The sequence below is a fragment of the Stenotrophomonas maltophilia genome, assembly GCF_013464915.1.
GTDB lineage: Bacteria > Pseudomonadota > Gammaproteobacteria > Xanthomonadales > Xanthomonadaceae > Stenotrophomonas > Stenotrophomonas maltophilia_AT.
Map to the genome: position 1 here is coordinate 117,854 of NZ_RAVT01000002.1, position 13,277 is coordinate 131,130.

The 13,277-nt window shown below is 64.7% G+C and carries 14 protein-coding genes; 6 read left to right on the forward strand and 8 right to left on the reverse strand.

The features are described 5' to 3' along the window. The first annotated feature begins 84 nt into the window (after positions 1 to 84). On the forward strand, positions 85 to 1,791 hold the full coding sequence (locus tag D7T59_RS00565; protein ID WP_180850831.1) for a PTS fructose transporter subunit IIC: 1,707 nt from the start codon (positions 85 to 87) through the stop codon (positions 1,789 to 1,791). A 14-nt stretch (positions 1,792 to 1,805) separates the two neighbouring features. Continuing rightward, positions 1,806 to 3,059: a carbohydrate porin gene (locus D7T59_RS00570; protein WP_180850832.1), complete on the forward strand. Its 1,254-nt coding sequence runs from the start codon at positions 1,806 to 1,808 to the stop codon at positions 3,057 to 3,059. Between the two features lie 49 nt (positions 3,060 to 3,108). Here D7T59_RS00570 and D7T59_RS00575 read toward each other — a convergent pair whose 3' ends face one another. Both D7T59_RS00575 and D7T59_RS00580 read right to left on the reverse strand, forming a co-directional pair. Then, the gene (locus D7T59_RS00575) at positions 3,109 to 3,627 is read right to left on the reverse strand and encodes a hypothetical protein (protein ID WP_180850833.1); all 519 of its coding nucleotides are present in this window, start codon (positions 3,625 to 3,627) and stop codon (positions 3,109 to 3,111) included. 40 nt (positions 3,628 to 3,667) lie between these two features. Then, positions 3,668 to 4,099, reverse strand: coding sequence for a BLUF domain-containing protein (locus D7T59_RS00580; protein WP_164137015.1), 432 nt, complete (start codon positions 4,097 to 4,099; stop codon positions 3,668 to 3,670). A gap of 515 nt (positions 4,100 to 4,614) precedes the next feature. Between D7T59_RS00580 and D7T59_RS00585 the strand changes: the two genes are divergently transcribed. After that, positions 4,615 to 4,866, forward strand: coding sequence for a hypothetical protein (locus D7T59_RS00585; protein WP_099552179.1), 252 nt, complete (start codon positions 4,615 to 4,617; stop codon positions 4,864 to 4,866). A gap of 56 nt (positions 4,867 to 4,922) precedes the next feature. Here D7T59_RS00585 and D7T59_RS00590 read toward each other — a convergent pair whose 3' ends face one another. Together D7T59_RS00590 and D7T59_RS00595 are read right to left on the reverse strand one after the other, a co-directional pair. Next, on the reverse strand, positions 4,923 to 5,792 hold the full coding sequence (locus D7T59_RS00590; protein ID WP_164137016.1) for a methylenetetrahydrofolate reductase: 870 nt from the start codon (positions 5,790 to 5,792) through the stop codon (positions 4,923 to 4,925). Further along, positions 5,792 to 6,706, reverse strand: a complete 915-nt coding sequence (locus D7T59_RS00595) for a LysR family transcriptional regulator (protein WP_142805981.1) — start codon at positions 6,704 to 6,706, stop codon at positions 5,792 to 5,794. Before D7T59_RS00595 ends, D7T59_RS00590 begins: the two co-directional genes overlap by 1 nt. 75 nt (positions 6,707 to 6,781) lie before the next feature. On the opposite strand from D7T59_RS00595, the gene msuE reads away from it, so the two are divergent. The 3 genes from msuE to D7T59_RS00610 are packed head-to-tail and all read left to right on the forward strand — an operon-like array spanning position 6,782 to position 9,477. Beyond that, the gene (gene msuE / locus D7T59_RS00600) at positions 6,782 to 7,369 is read left to right on the forward strand and encodes an FMN reductase (RefSeq protein WP_164137017.1); all 588 of its coding nucleotides are present in this window, start codon (positions 6,782 to 6,784) and stop codon (positions 7,367 to 7,369) included. A 56-nt stretch (positions 7,370 to 7,425) separates the two neighbouring features. Then, positions 7,426 to 8,403 (forward strand): DUF1852 domain-containing protein, encoded by a 978-nt coding sequence (locus D7T59_RS00605; RefSeq protein WP_106548480.1) that lies wholly within the window; start codon positions 7,426 to 7,428, stop codon positions 8,401 to 8,403. Between the two features lie 39 nt (positions 8,404 to 8,442). Next, positions 8,443 to 9,477, forward strand: a complete 1,035-nt coding sequence (locus D7T59_RS00610; protein ID WP_164137018.1) for a methionine synthase — start codon at positions 8,443 to 8,445, stop codon at positions 9,475 to 9,477. 109 nt (positions 9,478 to 9,586) lie between these two features. Here the strand turns inward: D7T59_RS00610 and D7T59_RS00615 are convergent, their stop codons facing one another. The 4 genes from D7T59_RS00615 to D7T59_RS00630 all read right to left on the reverse strand — a co-directional run bounded on the left by D7T59_RS00615 (position 9,587) and on the right by D7T59_RS00630 (position 13,222). Next, a complete protein-coding gene (locus D7T59_RS00615) occupies positions 9,587 to 10,615 on the reverse strand; it encodes an SEL1-like repeat protein (protein ID WP_180850834.1) in 1,029 nt (342 codons plus the stop codon). Positions 10,616 to 10,638: 23 nt separating this feature from the next. Further along, complete coding sequence (locus D7T59_RS00620; protein ID WP_180850890.1) at positions 10,639 to 10,911, reverse strand: hypothetical protein; 273 nt, start codon at positions 10,909 to 10,911, stop codon at positions 10,639 to 10,641. A gap of 323 nt (positions 10,912 to 11,234) precedes the next feature. Continuing rightward, positions 11,235 to 12,062: a S1 family peptidase gene (locus D7T59_RS00625; protein WP_180850835.1), complete on the reverse strand. Its 828-nt coding sequence runs from the start codon at positions 12,060 to 12,062 to the stop codon at positions 11,235 to 11,237. Further along, entirely contained in the window at positions 12,059 to 13,222 is a 1,164-nt protein-coding gene (locus D7T59_RS00630; protein ID WP_258012885.1) for a serine hydrolase domain-containing protein, read from the reverse strand. The genes D7T59_RS00625 and D7T59_RS00630 overlap by 4 nt, the downstream gene beginning before the upstream one ends. Positions 13,223 to 13,277: the final 55 nt, after the last annotated feature.

Sequence of the window (13,277 nt, forward strand, 5' to 3'; positions counted from 1 at the left end):
CTCCTGCCGGAGGCACGGCGAATGGCTTCGCGCCGACCGCAGCGCCTTCGGCAAGGACGAACCCGAAGAATTCCAGGAGTTCCCATGCACGCTTCCACCGTAGTCATCGCCGCTGGCGAACGCAGCATCGAGGCGGTTCTTGCCGCCGAAGCGCTGCGCCGCGCCGCCCGCCAGTGCGGGCTCGAGCTGATGATCGAGATCCGCAGCGACCAGGGTGTGACTGGCGCACTGTCTGCCTCCAACGCCGCCGCCGCGACGCATTTGCTGCTGGTGGGTGACGGCGAGGCTGATGCCGCGCGCTTCCGCAACGCCCAGGTCGTACGCGCCAGCCTCGGTGAAGTGCTGGACGACCCGCTTGCCGTACTGCTGCAGCTTGCCGCGACGTCGGCAACCGAGCCCACCGCGGACGCCGGCACGCACATCGTTGCCGTTACTTCCTGCCCCACCGGCATCGCCCACACCTTCATGGCGGCGGAGGGGCTGCAACAGGCCGCCAAGGCGCTGGGCCATGCAATCCGTGTCGAAACCCAGGGCTCGGTCGGCGCGCAGGACGCGTTGAGCGACGAGGAAATCGCCACCGCAGACCTCGTCCTGATCGCCGCAGACCGCGAAGTCGATCTGTCGCGCTTCGCTGGCAAGCGCCTGTTCAAAAGCGGTACCAAGCCGGCAATCAACGACGGTCAGAACCTGATCCGCAAGGCTCTGGCCGAGGCCGGCGTGCAGGCGGGTACGGCGGCTTCAGGCCGCACCACCGAAAAGACCAAGGCCACCGGCCCCTACAAGCACCTGATGACCGGTGTGTCGTTCATGCTGCCGTTCGTCACCGCCGGTGGCCTGCTGATCGCACTGGCGTTCGCACTCGGCGGCATCTATGCCTTCGACGACGCGCATAAGGGCACACTGGCGTGGTCGCTGTTCCAGATCGGCGCCAAGTCCGGCTTCATGTTGATGGTGCCGGCACTGGCCGGCTACATCGCCTATTCCATCGCCGACCGGCCCGGTATTGCGCCCGGCATGATCGGCGGGCTGGTAGCGGTGAACATGGACGCCGGCTTCATCGGCGGCATCCTGGCCGGTTTCATCGCCGGTTATGGCGTGCACTGGATCAACCGTGCGCTGCGCCTGCCGCGCAGCCTGGAAGGCCTCAAGCCGGTACTGATCCTGCCGGTGCTGGGCACGCTGCTGGTGGGCCTGTTGATGATGTACGTGATTGGTACGCCAGTGGCCGGACTGCTGGCCTGGCTGACCGACTGGCTGCGCGGCATGCAGGGCAGCAGCGCGATCCTGCTCGGCCTGCTGCTGGGCGGAATGATGGCGGTGGACATGGGTGGGCCTGTCAACAAGGCGTCCTACGCGTTCTCTACCGCGTTGATTTCCAGCCAGGTCTACACGCCGATGGCGGCGACGATGATCGGCGGCATGACGCCGCCGCTGGGTATCGCGTTGGCGACATGGCTGTTCAGCAACCGCTTCACCGCCGAGGAGCGTGGCACGGCCGGTGCCGCCGGCGTGCTGGGCCTCAGTTTCGTGACCGAAGGCGCGATTCCCTACGCCGCGCGTGATCCGCTGCGCACCATTCCGGCGCTGATCCTTGGTTCTGCCGTGGCCGGTGCGATCTCGATGGCTGCAGGCGTCGAACTGAAGGTGCCGCACGGCGGCGTCTTCGTGCTGCCGATTCCGAATGCGGTCACCCACCTTGGCATCTACCTGCTGGCGCTGCTGGCCGGCGTGGCCGTCACGGCCGTCGCGCTGCGCATCCTCAAGAAGCCGGTCACGGCTACCAAGCTGTAAAAGGAACCTCGCCCATGACCTGCTCTTCCCACCGCCTGTTGCCGGTAGCAATCCTGCTGTCCCTGCCGTCGCTGGCCGCAGCCGCCGACGCGAGCGATGTCCTCACCCCCAAGCTGGCGTACACCGGCGAAGCGGCCGCCACGCTCGACGGCGGCAAGCGCAGCGGCACGGCCTATGCCGGCCAGCTGATGTTCGGCGCCGACGTGGACCTGGACACCGCGTTTGGCTGGCGTGGCGCGACGATCAAGGCCTACGGCATCAATCGCCACGGCACCAACCTTGCCAACAGCAGCACGGGCAACAGCACTTCGGTGCAGGAAATCTACGGCGGCCAGGGCACGCGCCTGGCCAACCTGACGCTCGAGCAGAAACTGCTGGACGACCGATTGGTGCTGGAAGCCGGGCGCAGCGTCGCCAACATCCATCATCTCGGTTCGGAGCTGTGCCAGTACTTCCAGGGCAACTCGGCCTGCGGCAACCCGACCTATGTGTTCCGCACCAGCAGCTTCACCTGGTGGCCGGTATCGAGCTGGATGGCCGATGCCACGGCCTGGGTGACGCCGGATGTCTACGTGCGCGTCGGCGCTTACCAGGTCGACCCGAGCCAGGCCGAAGATGGCCAGCACGGCCTGAAATGGAGTACGAACCAGGCCACCGGGTGGATCGTGCCCTATACGATCGGCTGGCGCAGCCCTGCCTCGGCGCGCTTGAAGGCCCGCTACGAACTGGGTGGCTGGCAGGACAACTCAACCTATCGCGACCCGCTGCGCGATGCCAACGGCATGCCGGCGCTGCTCAGTGGCCAGGAGTACGCGACACGTCATGGTCGCTCCGGTGCGTTCGCCCGCTTCGAGCAGCAGCTCAGCAACGATGGCAGCGGTCGTGGCCTGACCCTGTTCGGCGCCGCGCTCAAGGGCACCTCCGGGCAGGTGATCGAGGATCACTTCCTGCAGGCCGGCCTGGTGCAGAAAGGCACGTTCGCCAGCCGGCCGCAGGACAGCATCGCCTTCGTCGTGACCCAGCAGAAGTACAGCAGCATCGCGCTGGAGAACCTGCGCCTTGCCCGTGCCGCAGCAGGCGGCAGCGGCACCCCGCACGGGAGCCAGGTGATGATGGAGCTGAGCTATGGCATCCAGGTCACCCCGCAGCTTCGGGTCGCGCCGAACCTGCACTACATCGTGCATCCGGACCAGTTCAACGAACCCGCGCGCCAGCGTGACCTGCCGAATGCGCTCATTGCTGGCATGCGGGTGGACTGGAGCCTGTAAAAGCACTCCATCGCACGTCGTGGATCCGGGCGCTGACAGCGGCGGGCTGTCAGCGGCTATCCGGCCGAACCGGCTCGCGGGCGCCAGTCCTGGAGGCGAACGCCACCTTCTCTCCATTGACCAGCTCGACGACGAACTGGTTGGAGCGATTGAAGCCGATGGTGCTCACCCAGGCGAAGTGCGAGACAGTACGCCGAAGCTGCGATGTGCGGCGATACAGTTCGCCCAGGGTGACGGTGCGAACCAAGCGGCCACGATTGTAGAAATGCAGCACTGGCTCGTTCAACGTCACGTCAGCCGGAACCAGGTTCATGCCCTCGTAGCCGACGACGACCGATTCCCCATCGTCCGACGGGAACAGCCAGCGATGCCAGCCGGGTATCAGCCAGGTTTCCTGACCCGATGCCTGTGGCGTTACCCGTGTTGAATTCATGGCCGGATCGGAATCAGCACAGAGATTCCGCGTGGAGGAGCATGCCGTGAACCTCTCCGGCGGCGGCAATGGGGAGTCGGCAAGCGCCGGGCCCGCAGCCAGTAGTGCAGCGATGAGCGTGATGGGAACCTTCATGTCACTGCACCCCTTAACCAAGTGGCCGCCGAAGCGGAAACTAAGCGGCGTACACGTAGGGCGCTACCGCCGCAGCAAGCACATCGATTCCCCACACGGAGCCTGCCATCTCCTCGGGTTGGCTTCTCTTGAAGCGTGACCAGTCGGCCCTTGCAAGGCGGCCGACCAGAAGTTGATCGGCAGGAAGCTGGTGCATCGACCAATAGGGAAACTGGCGGGTGGAGACGCGCCCCCGGGCCAGCTCCACGACATCCGTGTGGCTGGCCGATTGCAGCACGCGCTCGTAGACGCTGGCCACGCCATCTTCGGGCCCTTCGAAGTACTGCACGAATCGCGTGCCGTCGTGCAGCAGCACGCCCGTCACGCCTGCAACCTTGTTGAACCTCGCGGCATCGGCCACGAGCGCCTCCAGGCGATCAATCGAAAGACCCTCTACTGCTTGACTTGCATATACAACGGCCCGAATGGGCATGAACTTCGCCTTGAATGTGGCGCCACACCGGCACCTGCACACACTCTAGCACCCGGTACAAGCCCTCCACCTGATCCTGATTCTTAACTCTTCAGAATAGGGACGGCCGATGGGTGAGCCTTACGGAGCGTCGGACGGCATGATGGGCGCCCCAAACATTCAGGGCATTGTTCATCTTCATGCGAGACATCGGACAGTTCTATGTAGTCAGCGTCGAAGGAGTGGCGCGAGAGGATGGCACCCTGCTGCAGGTCACCCGGATTGATTGCTCCTGCCTGAAATGCTCAAGGCAATTCCGGGCCATTCCTGATCATGGGCTTGTCGACCTCAACGGCGCTGCTTCGCTCAGCTGCCCGGGATGTGGCAACCATCAGTCCGTCAGCCGTGCCCGGCTGGAGGAATTCACGTTGCGTAGTGACCCATGAACTGATCCGCACCGCTTCTCGACACCGCGCCGACGTGCCCGACACCTCTGCATCGATACCTTCCCGTAGTAGACCCACAACGGCGTTCCAATGAGTCATACCGGCATATTCAAGATCACCGACCTCACCTACAGGCCGGGCGCGGAGGGCGACCTGGCCCGGGCCCTGCAGATCGAAGCGACCTGCACAGCGTGCGGTGCAACCAGTGTCTGGGGTGAGCAGGAGATGGAGCATGTGAGAGGGGGAACCGTGCTTGCGTGCCGCGCATGCGGCACGCGCCAGGCCATCAGCAATGCCGGCCTGATCAGTTGCCCGTCCGAGAGGCGACACCGGCAGGGCTGACTGGGGCGGGACCGGGCAAGCACGTGCGCTGCCCGGCGGCCGTCATTGATGGCCTGTCAGCCGCCGACAGCCGATGCCTGCGCCGGATGCCGTTTGATCCAGTCCAGTGATTGGGCAATACCACCGAACGGAAAGAAGTGCGGGCTGGCCAACCCGTGTGCGTCGGTCAAACCGCTCACCAGGTGGTCCACGAATACATCCGGCCCTGCGTTTCCGAGCAGCCGCCCGATCGAGATGCCGTACCTTGCCAGCATGGAGGCACTGGCACCCACCCCGCACATTGCGGCGTAGCGCGCCAACCGGGCGATGCTTGCCGGACCCGGCACGCCGACCAGCACCGGAACGTCGATGCCACGGGCGCGCAGCGCGTCCAGCCAGGCCAGAACGATGTCGGCATCGAAGGCGAACTGCGTGATGATCATCGGCGCCATGCCGCGCGCTTCGATGGCCTCGCACTTGTGTTCCAGCACCTGCCAGCACTCATCACTGCCCATGACCGGATGGCCCTCGGGGTGACCACCGATGGCGACGACCTTGATGCCGGCCCTCTCCAGAAGCCCGGCCCCGATGATCGAAGCGCTATCAGCAAATGGGCCGGCGGGCGTGGCCAGATCGCCGGCGACCAACAGGCACTGGGCTACACCGGCCTCGTTGGCGGCGCGCTGCAGGAACCGTTCAAGCACCGCACGCGACTCGATGCGGCGGGCCGAAAGATGCGGCATCGGCTCGAAGCCCAGTTCACGCACCCTGCGCGCCGCAGCCAGTCGTGCGTCGTCGTCCTCGCTGGCCAGCCAGGGAATGGAAATTGTCGTGCCGCGCGGAATGCGGGCAGCCTCCGCGCATAGTGCGGGCATGGCTTTGGCGCTCACCTCCAGCGAAAAGGCATCAAGAAAGGCCCGCAACCGCAGTGACGCAGGTGCGGACATTACGTGCCCCCACGTGCGTTGCTGGCCAGCGGCGTACTGTTCCGCGCCAGCTCGATGAAAGCCTGCAGGTAGTCGATACCGGTATCCGCCTCGCGCGCCCCCAGATAGATCTGCTTGGGAATGCCCTTCGCACCGAGGCGAACCGGCACCACGTCCATGCGGGCGGCGTACTCCTCCACCAGCCAGCGTGGCATGGCCGCCACGCCGCGGCCGCTGGCCACCATCTGCATCATGATGTCGGTGGTTTCAATGGCCTTGTGCCGGCGCGGCGTGATGCCGGCCGGCAGCAGGAACTGGTTGTAGATGTCCAGGCGCTCGAACGGCACCGGGTAGCTGATCAGCACTTCCTGGCCGAGCTGGCGCGGCTTTACGTGGTCGACCTTGGCCAGGGCGTGGCTGCTGGCCACCACCAGCACCTGTTCGTAGTCGAATACCGGAATGAACTTCAGGCCCGGCTTCAGCAGGGGGTCCGGGGTGACCAGCAGATCGATCTCGTAGCCGAACAGTGCACCAATGCCGCCGAACTGGAACTTCTGCTTGACGTCCACGTCCACATCCGGCCAGGCGGCCAGGTAGGGCGAGACGATCTTCAGCAGCCACTGGTAGCACGGATGGCACTCCATGCCGATGCGCAGTGCGCCTCGCTCGCCCTGTGCGAACTGGCCCAGTCGTTCCTCGGCCAGGTCCAGCTGTGGCAGCACCCGGTTGGCAACCGCCAGCAGGTACTGCCCGGCCTGGGTCAGCCGCAGGCTGCGGCCTTCGCGCAGCCAGACGTCGGTGCCCAGCTGCTGCTCCAGCTTCTTCATGCTGTGGCTCAGGGCCGACTGGGTCAGATTGAGTACGCCGGCGGCAGCGGTGAGCGAGCCCTGCTGCTCGACCTGCTGCACGATACTGAGGTGGATCCGCTCCAGCATGATGATGAATCCCGCTCATGGATTGGTGAAGTAATACCATTTTACGTCATGGAAGGGCATGGCTAGCATCGGCTCATGCTTTCACCTGCCCGCCCCCTTCGAATCGTCGCCGTTTCCGGCGGACTGCAGCGTCCCTCCAGGGCCGCCACCCTGGCCGAGCACCTGCTGGACCTGATCGGCGAGGACATCCATAGCGAGCAGCACCTGGTCGAGCTGGGCGAACTGGCCCCGCAGCTGGCGGGTGCGCTCTGGCGTTCGCAGCTGCCCGACACCGTGGAACGCCAGTTGGCCGCCGTCGAGGAGGCCGATGTGCTGGTGGTGAGCACGCCGGTCTATCGCGGCTCGTACACCGGGCTGTTCAAGCACTTCTTCGACTTCATCCACCAGGACGCACTGGTCGACACCCCCATCCTGCTGGCCGCCACCGGTGGCAGCGAGCGCCATTCGCTGGTGATCGACCATCAGCTGCGCCCGCTCTTCAGCTTCTTCCAGGCGCGCACCCTGCCGTTGGGTGTCTACGCCACCGACCGCGATTTCGCCGACGGCCGCGTGCACAACGATGCCCTGATCGAGCGGGCACGGCTGGCGGTGCGGCGGGCCCTGCCGCTGCTGGCCCTGCCCCGCCATCGCGCCGCCGCCCTTGAGGCCGCCGCAGCACTTTGAATGCCGGATGCCTTCGCCCGCATCCGGATGTCACCCCGCACTACGGAACGCCACCCATGACGACCGACACCTTCACCTTCAGCATCACGCGCATCCCCTTCAACGAGGATTACCAGCCTGCTGACGGGACGCGCATCACCACCAATTTCGCCAACCTGGCCCGCGGCGCGTCGCGCCAGGAAAACCTGCGCAACACGATCAGCATGATCAACAACCGCTTCAACGATCTGGCGCACTGGGACAACCCCAGCGCGGATCGCTACGCGGTCGAGCTGGACATCATCTCGGTGGAGATGCACATCGATGGCGGCGATGGCAGCGATCCGTTTCCGCTGATCGAGGTGCTGCGTCCGACCATCGTCGACACCCGCACCGGTGCCCGTACCGAGGGCATCGTTGGCAACAATTTCTCGTCCTACGTGCGCGACTACGATTTCAGCGTGGTGCTGCCGGCCAGCAACGAAGGCAAGGCCACCTTTGGCATTCCGGAAGGCTTCGGCGACCTGCATGGCAAGCTGTTCAAGCACTTCCTGGAGTCTGACGCCTACCGTGCCAACTTCAGCAAGGGGCCGGTGATCTGCATCAGCGTCTCCAGCAGCAAGACCTACCACCGCACCGAGAACCACCACCCGATCCTGGGCGTGGAGTACCGCCAGGGCGAGTTCTCGCCCACTGACCAGTACTTCGACAAGATGGGCCTGCAGGTGCGTTACTTCATGCCGCCGGGCAGCGTCGCACCGCTGGCGTTCTACTTCCAGGGCGACCTGCTGGGCGACTACTCGAACCTGGAGCTGATCGGCACCATCAGCACGATGGAGGCCTTCCAGAAGATCTACCGCCCGGAGATCTACAACGCCAACTCCGTGGCAGGCAAGGTCTACCAGCCCAGCCTGAAGCACCAGGATTACTCTTCCACCCGCATCGTCTACGACCGCGAAGAGCGCAGCCAGCTGGCGGTCAAGCAGGGCCGGTTCACCGAAGAACACTTCATCAAGCCGTACCGCGCCGTGCTTGAGCAGTGGGCTGCCCGCTGATCCATCGATTCCCCATTCGCCCCCAGGAAACAAGACGCAATGTCGACGAAGAAACTGCTTCCCACCTCCACCGCAGGCAGCCTGCCCAAGCCCTCCTGGCTGGCCGAGCCCGAGAAGCTCTGGTCACCCTGGAAGCTGCAGGACGACGGCCTGATTGAAGGCAAGCAGGATGCACTGCGCCTGTCCCTGCAGGAACAGCAGCACGCCGGCATCGATATCGTCAGCGACGGCGAACAGACCCGGCAGCATTTCGTTACCACCTTCATCGAGCACCTCAGCGGTGTCGACTTCGAGAAGCGCGAAACGGTCCGCATCCGCAACCGCTACGATGCAAGCGTGCCGACCGTGGTTGGCGCGGTCAGCCGTCCGAAACCGGTGTTCGTGGAAGATGCCAGGTTCCTGCGCCGCCAGACCGCGCAGCCGATCAAGTGGGCCCTGCCCGGCCCGATGACCATGATCGACACGCTGTTCGATGCGCACTACAAGAGCCGCGAAAAGCTGGCCTGGGAGTTCGCGAAGATCCTCAACGAAGAGGCGAAGGAACTGGAGGCCGCTGGAGTGGACATCATCCAGTTCGACGAGCCCGCCTTCAACGTGTTCTTCGACGAAGTGAACGACTGGGGCGTGGCCGCCCTGGAGCGTGCGGTTGAAGGCCTGAAGTGCCAGACGGCGGTGCACATCTGCTACGGCTACGGCATCAAGGCCAACACCGACTGGAAGCAGACACTGGGCTCGGAATGGCGCCAGTATGAAGAGTCGTTCCCCAAGCTGCAGACCTCGAGCATCGACATCATCTCGCTGGAATGCCAGAACTCGCACGTGCCGATCGACCTGATCGAACTGGTGCGTGGCAAGAAGGTGATGGTGGGCGCCATCGACGTGGCGTCCAATACGGTGGAAACGCCGGAGGACGTGGCCAACACGCTGCGCAAGGCGCTGCGGTTCGTGGATGCCGACAAGCTCTACCCGAGCACCAACTGCGGCATGGCACCGCTGGCGCGTGAAGTGGCGCGCGGCAAGCTGCGCGCGCTCAGCGCCGGGGCGAAGATCGTGCGCGAGGAGCTTTCAGCGTGATCAGGCACCGGTTGAGCGGAAATACCGGCCGTCCCCCGGTGTGAGGCCTTCCTGTACCCGGGCCTCTGCGTGAGGTCCGGGTGAGATGGCAGTCATTGCCCGATGGCAATCAGCGCCTGCGTGCACGGCGCTCCGGGCAGTCCTTCGGATCGAACAGCTTGAGGGCGTTCATTATCTGGAGATTGGCAAACGCCCTGTCATGTCCCTGCGCCACGGCTTCGCAGTACCAGTAGATTTCCTCATCCCTGTCCTTGGGCACGCCCTGCCCGGTGGCATACAGATTCCCCAGTTCGAACTGTGCGGGCGCGTAGCCCGCCATTGCTGCCTTGCGGAACCAGGCGGCCGATTGGATCTCATCCTTCTCCACGCCGAGACCATCGGCATACATGGTCGCGAGCACGGCCTGGACCTCGGCGTCGCCCCCTTGTGCGGCTGCCATCAGCTCCTCAACCGAGTTGAACCTCGGCGGGGGGTCGATCTGGTCACACCACACCTCGCCTTCCTTGCCATTCGAGCACAGCTTCCGGCGAGCATCGCTGACAAGGATTCCCTTGAGATCCTGGACGGCCGCCTTGGAGTACCAGCGCATGGCTTCGGCCCGGTCTTCGGTGAGGCCCGCCCCGCCGCTCTCATACAGACTGCCAAGGTTGTACTGCCCTGCGGAATTCCCTCCCTCGGCCGACTTTCGGATCCAGGCGAGGCCCTGCCCGTCATCCTTTGGCACGCCCAATCCCTCCAGGTACATCATCCCCAGGTCGGACTGTGCAAGGCCGTTGCCCTGCTCCGCCGCCTTGCGCACCCAGAACAGCGCTTGCGCGAGATCCTTGGGAACCCCGGTTCCATTCAGGTACATCACGCCAAGGGAGGATTGGGCAGATCCATGGCCCTGCTCGGCCGCTCTGTGATACCACTCAACCGCCGTCACCGGGTTCCTGACCACACCGTTGCCTTCGTTGTAGCGATCTCCAAGATCATTCTCGGCGTCTGCGCTGCCAGCCTCGGCTGCCGCCAGCAGGCTCTTCAACGAGGTCGCGCCGTCACTGCCAAGCGCGTGGGCGCTGCAGGCGAGAGCAAGCAGGCCTGTGCAAAGAACAGCGCGAGCCCGGGCTCCAATCGAATCTTCCATGAACTTCTTCACTCTTCATCAATTCCAGAACGTGGTCACGGCATCGCCCTGATGCCCTGAGCAGCGAGGGTGGCGATAAATGCCCGGGGCGCGATTATAGGCGCCGGCACTGCCTTCCGCATCGCCAGCACCTTCTTGATCCGAGCCATCTCACCCGCCCCGGCTTCGGCCAGCCGACGGGCCTGCTGCCGCGACGCCATACGATCGGCTGTCGCATGGGTTGAGGCTGCGGTGGCACCACGGCGACCGGCTGTGACCTGAGCGCGATTGGCATCGACGAGCGATCGGAAGACATCAGGCAGATCCATGGCGTGACGGGTCACATTGATCCGGACCGCAGCAACGCTATGCACAACGCCATGAAGCCACCGCCAACGGCCAAGCGCAGGCACGGCATCCCCGTTGCAGAGATCTGCGATCGACACAGGAGGGGCGTGAGCGTCACTGGGATGGCCGGATGAACTGCCGACGTGGGCGGCCGGCGTCAGGAATGGGGAAGTGGCCGGAATGTAATGCGAGTTATTTGCAATTTAGACGCCCCTGCCCGATTGGAAGCGGGCAGGACCGATGCAGCGCCCGGCGGGCAGCCAGCCAAGCCAAGGCCAGCGAGCAACTCCTGCAATGGTTTGCTTCACGGCTGACGGCAGGCGCCGCCGTTGCTGCACATCACGTCCTCGATCCAGTCGATGTAACGGGACACGCGAACGTTGTAGACCACCTGGCCATAGAAGCCCGCTTCAAGGGCGTGCTCGGGAACGGCAGTGATCCAGGACCCAAGGCCGACCAGCTTCCATGCACCTTGATCCTCGAGTAGCAGCGGGCCGCCGCTGTCGCCGTTGCCGAGCACGCCCTCAAGCGGCAGACCCTGCGGCGGCCGATCGAACCGGTACCAGAGGTAGCGTTCGTTGCCGCCGGTGATGGCGTTGTACGCCCGGCGCAGGGTTGTGCGATGCGACCCGTTCGGCACCAGGCCCGTGGCGCCGTTGCCGGTGGCGCCCTTCCCTATCAGGGCTGCAACCTGCCCGGCCTCGGCCGTGCCGCGATAGAGCACTACCGGCGGCACACCGCTGGCCGGCACCGCCAGCCTGATCAGCGCAATGTCGTCCGACGTGGCCAGGAACGCGTGGATCCTGGAGGGATTTCCCGTTGCCATGGCCTCCTTGCCCAGGGCGTCCGGCATCCGCTTGAAACCTGGATGCAGGAAAACCCGATCAACGCCGTAGTTCTTCCCGTTGATGGTGATGGTTGCACCCATCCCTTCCATCGGCGCCGCATGGGCGGCGGTCAGCACCCATCCGGGTGCGATCAGGACACCGTGCCCCTCGCCTGGCATGTCGGCCAGTGCGGGGAACTCCGATGTGTCGATGTGGTATCGGGCATCGTCGACATCGTCGCGGATGACCACGGCCCCGGCGGCGAACGGGAGCATCGCAAGCACCAGCAAGAGGCGGCGGATCATCGAGGCCCTCCCTTGCCATCCCGTGCAGCAATTCTTTCGACAAGCGTATCGACTGCCGTTTCCATGGCGTGTGCCGTCTGATCACCGCTCTGGTTGGTGATGACGAAGATGCCAAGATCATGCTTCGGCATGATGTAGATGTAGCACTGCGCGCGTGGCACGCCACCGTGGTGGGCGTAATACACGCCCTTCCGGTCATCGCCGGAAACGATGTTCCAGAAGTAGCCGATGCTGAAGTCGTCGTCGAACGTGGCCAGCGTACGGTGTGATTCCTGTACGACGGGACCGTTGGCCAGCTCGAACTGAAGGTACTTCACCATGTCGGGCACGGTTGCTTTCACGTTTCCGGAAGCACCCCATGGCAGCTGCGGCATCGGCGTGGTCGGCACCGGATTGTCGCTGTGGTAACCGACTGCCAGCCGTGGCGTTTCGGCATCGCCCAGGTTGATCCTGATGCCCGTCATGCCGGCCGAGTCACGGAAGAAGTCACGCAGCAGCGGCTCGTAGTCACGCTGATGGGCCTGTTCCAGAATGTGCGCGGACAGCTGCGTGCCGACGCTGGAGTAGGCGTACTCCTTCCCCGGCATCCGCGGGATCTGCACGGCATGCAGGTCCTTCAGGAAATCGGCCTTGCCGTAGCCTGTGTAGATGGCGTTGAGTTCAGCCGGCGTGCGGTGGTCGGTGAAATCCTCCAGCACCGTGTTCGCACGTTCCGGCAGCATGTTCGGCAGGCCACTGGTATGCGACAGCAGGTGGCGGATGCGGATGGGGTGGCCCTGGTACTGCAGGTTCGGATAGTCGCCCTGCAGGTACGTGCGGATGTCATCCTCCAGGCCCAGCCTGCCTTCCAGGACCGCATTGGCCATCAGGGTGCCGGCCAGCGTCTTGCTCAACGAGCCGATTTCGTAAACGGTTGCGTCGGTGGGCGGCCCTGGCTTGCCGGTTTCCATGTCACCGCGATGGCGGATGAACGTCCTGCCCCGGTACACCACTGCGATGGAGGCCGCATGCAGCAGCGGTTGCTCGATCAGGGTCTGCGCGACCTGGTCGATGTCCGCCCCCAGATCCTTCGGTGGAGCCGTTCCGGCGGAGCAGCCCGCGCCAAGGAGGGCGGCGGACAGGGCGAAGGCGTTGCGCCACCGCTGGATTCGAACTGTCATCGAAAGAGCTTCCATGCGCTGGCGTTTGAAGGGCGATCGGGAAAGAGCGCACACG

Bases quoted from the DNA above. Each gene is read 5' to 3' on its own strand.
- D7T59_RS00565 (WP_180850831.1), top strand. From the start codon at position 85: ATGCACGCTTCCACCGTAGTCATCGCCGCTGGCGAACGCAGCATCGAG.
- D7T59_RS00570 (WP_180850832.1), top strand. From the start codon at position 1,806: ATGACCTGCTCTTCCCACCGCCTGTTGCCGGTAGCAATCCTGCTGTCC.
- D7T59_RS00575 (WP_180850833.1), bottom strand. From the start codon at position 3,627: ATGAAGGTTCCCATCACGCTCATCGCTGCACTACTGGCTGCGGGCCCG.
- D7T59_RS00580 (WP_164137015.1), bottom strand. From the start codon at position 4,099: ATGCCCATTCGGGCCGTTGTATATGCAAGTCAAGCAGTAGAGGGTCTT.
- D7T59_RS00585 (WP_099552179.1), top strand. From the start codon at position 4,615: ATGAGTCATACCGGCATATTCAAGATCACCGACCTCACCTACAGGCCG.
- D7T59_RS00590 (WP_164137016.1), bottom strand. From the start codon at position 5,792: ATGTCCGCACCTGCGTCACTGCGGTTGCGGGCCTTTCTTGATGCCTTT.
- D7T59_RS00595 (WP_142805981.1), bottom strand. From the start codon at position 6,706: ATGCTGGAGCGGATCCACCTCAGTATCGTGCAGCAGGTCGAGCAGCAG.
- msuE (WP_164137017.1), top strand. From the start codon at position 6,782: ATGCTTTCACCTGCCCGCCCCCTTCGAATCGTCGCCGTTTCCGGCGGA.
- D7T59_RS00605 (WP_106548480.1), top strand. From the start codon at position 7,426: ATGACGACCGACACCTTCACCTTCAGCATCACGCGCATCCCCTTCAAC.
- D7T59_RS00610 (WP_164137018.1), top strand. From the start codon at position 8,443: ATGTCGACGAAGAAACTGCTTCCCACCTCCACCGCAGGCAGCCTGCCC.
- D7T59_RS00620 (WP_180850890.1), bottom strand. From the start codon at position 10,911: ATGGATCTGCCTGATGTCTTCCGATCGCTCGTCGATGCCAATCGCGCT.
- D7T59_RS00625 (WP_180850835.1), bottom strand. From the start codon at position 12,062: ATGATCCGCCGCCTCTTGCTGGTGCTTGCGATGCTCCCGTTCGCCGCC.
- D7T59_RS00630 (WP_258012885.1), bottom strand. From the start codon at position 13,222: ATGACAGTTCGAATCCAGCGGTGGCGCAACGCCTTCGCCCTGTCCGCC.